5 protein-coding genes are annotated in these 3,821 nt (G+C 68.5%); all 5 read right to left on the bottom strand.

What is annotated here, in order from left to right; translation table 11 throughout:
- The coding region (gene serS, locus Q7P21_RS19935; protein WP_304180064.1) for a serine--tRNA ligase at positions 1-1,139 on the bottom strand (1,139 nt) is incomplete at its 3' end.
- Positions 1,140-1,392: 253 nt separating this feature from the next.
- Positions 1,393-2,364 carry a twin-arginine translocase subunit TatC gene (gene tatC, locus Q7P21_RS19930; RefSeq protein WP_304171272.1) on the bottom strand — a complete coding sequence of 324 codons (972 nt, stop codon included), beginning with the start codon at positions 2,362-2,364 and terminating at the stop codon, positions 1,393-1,395.
- Positions 2,361-2,906: a Sec-independent protein translocase protein TatB gene (tatB, locus tag Q7P21_RS19925; protein ID WP_304171270.1), complete on the bottom strand. Its 546-nt coding sequence runs from the start codon at positions 2,904-2,906 to the stop codon at positions 2,361-2,363. The genes tatC and tatB overlap by 4 nt, the downstream gene beginning before the upstream one ends.
- Positions 2,907-2,977: 71 nt before the next feature.
- Positions 2,978-3,202, bottom strand: coding sequence for a twin-arginine translocase TatA/TatE family subunit (tatA, locus tag Q7P21_RS19920; RefSeq protein WP_304171268.1), 225 nt, complete (start codon positions 3,200-3,202; stop codon positions 2,978-2,980).
- Positions 3,203-3,317: 115 nt separating this feature from the next.
- On the bottom strand, positions 3,318-3,821 hold a 504-nt coding region (scpB, locus tag Q7P21_RS19915), incomplete at its 5' end, for an SMC-Scp complex subunit ScpB (RefSeq protein WP_304180061.1).

The raw sequence follows: 3,821 nt of genomic DNA, 5'->3' as shown, positions 1-3,821 counted from the left end.
GTGTGGACATATTGCGTGCCCTTCTCGCCGGCCTTCTTGGTGCGCGCGTCCATGCGCCGGGCCTGGAAATCCCCGCAATTGGAGCAGGAGCTGATCTCGCGATACTTCCCTTGCGACGGCAGCCAGACCTCGAGGTCGTAGGTCTTGCGGGCCGAGAAGCCCATGTCGCCATCGCACAGCAGCATGGTGCGGAAGGGCAGATTGAGCGCCTTCAGCACGGCTTCCGCGCAGCCGACCATCCGCTCGTGCTCGGCCTCGCTCTGGTCCGGCGTGGTGATGGAGACCAGTTCGACCTTGTAGAACTGGTGCTGGCGGATCATGCCCCGGGTGTCGCGGCCCGACGCCCCGGCCTCAGAGCGGAAGCTGGGGGTCAGTGCGGTGAGGCGAAGCGGCAGCTCCTCCTCCGGCGTGATCTGCTCGCGGACCAGATTGGTCAGGGACACCTCGGCGGTGGGAATCAGCCAGCGGCCGTCCGTCGTGTGGAACAGGTCCTCGGCGAACTTGGGCAACTGGCCGGTGCCAAACATGGCGTCGTCGCGCACCAGCAGCGGCGGCGAGACTTCCAGATAGCCATGCTCGCTCGTCTGCATGTCGAGCATGAACTGGCCCAGCGCCCGCTCCAACCGGGCGAGTTGGCCCTTCAGCACCGTGAAGCGGGCGCCGCTGATGCGACCGGCCGCCTCGATATCCATCTGCTTCAGGGCCTCGCCGAGATCGACGTGGTCCTTGGGATTGGCGATGGCGTTGGGCTCGCCCCAGCGGCGGACCTCGACATTGCCGTCCTCGTCGGCGCCGTGCGGCACATCCGGGGCCGGGATATTGGGCAGGGAGGCCAGCAGGTCGCGCAGCGTCTCGGTCGCGGCCTTCTCGGCCTCGGCGTTGGCGGCGAGCTCGCCCTTCAGGGCCTCGACCTCGGCCATCAGGCGGCTGGCTTCCGCCTCATCTTTCTTGGCCTTGGCCTGGCCGATCAGCTTGGAGGCCTCGTTGCGGCGGCTCTGGCCGGTCTGCAGGGCGGTCTGGGCGGCGCGCAGGGCCTCGTCCAGCTTGATGGCTTCCGACGAGGCGCCCGAACGGCCCTTCGCAGCCCATGCTTTCTCGTAAAGCTCAGGGTTTTCACGAAGGGCTCGGATGTCGTGCATGATCTCGCCGCCAGGGGGCCCGCAGGCCGTTGGAATAAGCGGCTTTCTCTAGAGCGCGTCGGCGGGGGCGCCAAGGGCGGAGGGGTTTGCGCAAAAGCTCCTCCGCCGCTGGGGGAGCTGGGCCCGCAGGGGTCGGAGGGGGCCGCCCTCTCTTGAGGGCGGTTGGGGTGGATAGGCCGGATCCGGCCCACTGGGCCGGCCCCCTCAGTGCGCTACGCGCACAGCTCCCCCGGCAGGGGAGCAGCATTGAGCCCTAAACCGGCACGATATCCGTCCCAGCTTCGGTCCGCTTGCGGCGGCGCTCAATCAGCCACACGCACCAGATCGAGATCTCGTAGAGCAGGATGATCGGGGCGGCGAGCAGGGTCTGGCTGATCGGGTCGGGCGGGGTGACCACGGCGGCGACAATGAAGATGCCGACGATGGCGTAGCGGCGCATCTCCGACAGCATCTTGGCGTTCACGATCCCCGCCATGCCCAGCAGGGTCAGCACCACCGGCAGTTGGAAACAGAGGCCGAAGGCCAGCAGCAGGGTCGTGACCAGCGACAGATAGTCGGAGACCTTGGGCAGCAGTTCCACCGAGATCGAGCCGACGCCGACGATCTGCTGGCTCAGCGAGAACCATAGGACGAAGGGCAGGATCAGGTAATAGACCAGGGCCGCGCCCATTACGAACAGGGTCGGCGAGGCGAGCAGGAACGGCAGGAAGGCGTGGCGTTCCTTCTTATAGAGCCCAGGCGCCACGAAGCCGTAGACCTGCCAGGCCAGGACCGGGAAGGTCAGGATCACGGCGCCGAAGCCGGCCAGCTTCAGCTTGGTGAAGAAGAATTCCAGCGGCGCGGTGAAGACCAGCTTCAACCCCTGCCCCGCCACGCTCGGCACCGATTTCAGCCCGACCAGGGCCAGCAGCAGGTCGAAGGCGCCGCCGGTTGCAGCCGGATGGGCCGGGGGGGGGCGCAGGTGCAGGAACACCTTGGCGCTCTCGATCATGTTCAGGTGCTCGCCGCCGGCGGCCTGGGCCAGCTTCTGGGCGGCCAGCAGCTGGGCGGCGATCTCGAAGGGGTGCAGCAGGGCGATATAGATCTGCTTGGAGAAGCCGAAGCAGATGGCGAAGCCCACGGCGAGCGCGCCGACGCAGATGATCAGCCTCTGGCGCAGTTCGATCAGGTGGTCGAGCAGCGGCGCGCGCGAGGCCTCGATCTCGTCGTCGTGGGTCGAACTCACGCGACGCTCCCGGTCTTCGCCTTGGTGGCGCGAGGCTTGCGGGCCGGGGTCTCGCCGCCCTCCACCGTCGGCGTGCGCTTCGCCCGGGGCTTGGCCGGCGGCTTGGCGGCCTTGATCTCCAGCGGCGGCGGCTCAAGCGGCGTCATCTGGGGCGCGGTGGTCTCCAGCGCCTGGGACTCGGCGTCCGACTGGTGGCTCATCGGCGGATGAAACTGGACGCCCGAGCCGCTGAGGCTGTCGCCGATCTCGCCCAGGATATGATTGACCTCGCCGTGGCCGGTCGCCTGCGTCGCCGCATCGCGGGCGGCCATGTCGAAGGTCTGGCCGCGGCGCATGGCCTCGACCTCCTTGCGCAGTTCATCGAGCTCCGACTGGCGGGCCATCTCGTCGAAGCTGGCGCGGAATTCCGCCGCCATGCCGCGCAGCTTGGCGACGAACTGGCCGAGCTTGCGCAGCATCAGCGGCAGGTCCTTGGGACCCACCACGATCAGCGCGACCACGGCGATGAGGATCAGTTCCGACCCACCGACTTCGGGAAGCATGCGCTGGCCTTAAACGTGCAAACCCACGCCGGGGGAGCCGGCGTGGGCGAAACCTGATGGAACGCAGCCGATCAGCTGCGGACTTCGTCCTTCTCGCGCTCGGTGCGCGGCAGGGGCGTGGCGGTCGCGGCGGTCGACTTGTCGGCCACCTCTTCCTCGCCCTTCAGGCCGTCGCGGAACGCCCGGATGCCCTTGGCGGCGTCACCCATCAGACCCGACAGCTTGCCGCCGCCGCCGAACAGCAGCGCAGCCACGCCGATGACGATGACCCAGTGAACCCAACTCAAACCGCCCATGGCGTCTCAACTCCTTCACGTCGGCGGCCATTGCTGGCCGCGCGCCCGCCCGTTGCGCCGCAATATAGAGACTTGGCGCGTCTGCCGCCATCCCTCCCCTCACGCGATAGGGACTTCAAGCCTGATCGTCCGCCCCGAGAAAATCGGTGTGGAATTCGGGCGCCGCGTCGTCGAGATCCAGCGGGTCCTCGTCCGCCCCCTCGCCGCCCGGATTGGGCAGGGCGAAGTCGGGCGGCAGGTCGAGACTGAGCAGGCCGGCGGCCTTCATCTCGGCCATACCGGGCAGGTCGGAGAGACTGGCCAGGCCATAGTGCTCGAGGAAGGCGTCCGTGGTGCCATAGGTCACCGGGCGGCCCGGCGTGCGGCGGCGGCCGCGCATCCGCACCAGGCCCAGTTCCAGGAGCACGTCGAGCGTGCCCTTGCTGGCCTGGACCCCGCGCACGGATTCGATCTCGGCCCGGGTCACCGGCTGGTGATAGGCGATGATGGCCAGGGTCTCCTGGGCGGCCTTGGACAGGCGGCGCGGCTCGTCGCGCTGCTCGGTCATCAGGTGCGACAGGTCCGGCGCGGTCTGGAACCGCCAGCGGTCGGCGACACAGATCAGCTCCACGCCCCGGCC

Source organism: Phenylobacterium aquaticum (assembly GCF_947378715.1).
Classification (GTDB): domain Bacteria; phylum Pseudomonadota; class Alphaproteobacteria; order Caulobacterales; family Caulobacteraceae; genus Phenylobacterium; species Phenylobacterium aquaticum_A.
This window is presented reverse-complemented; position numbering and strand designations above follow the sequence as displayed.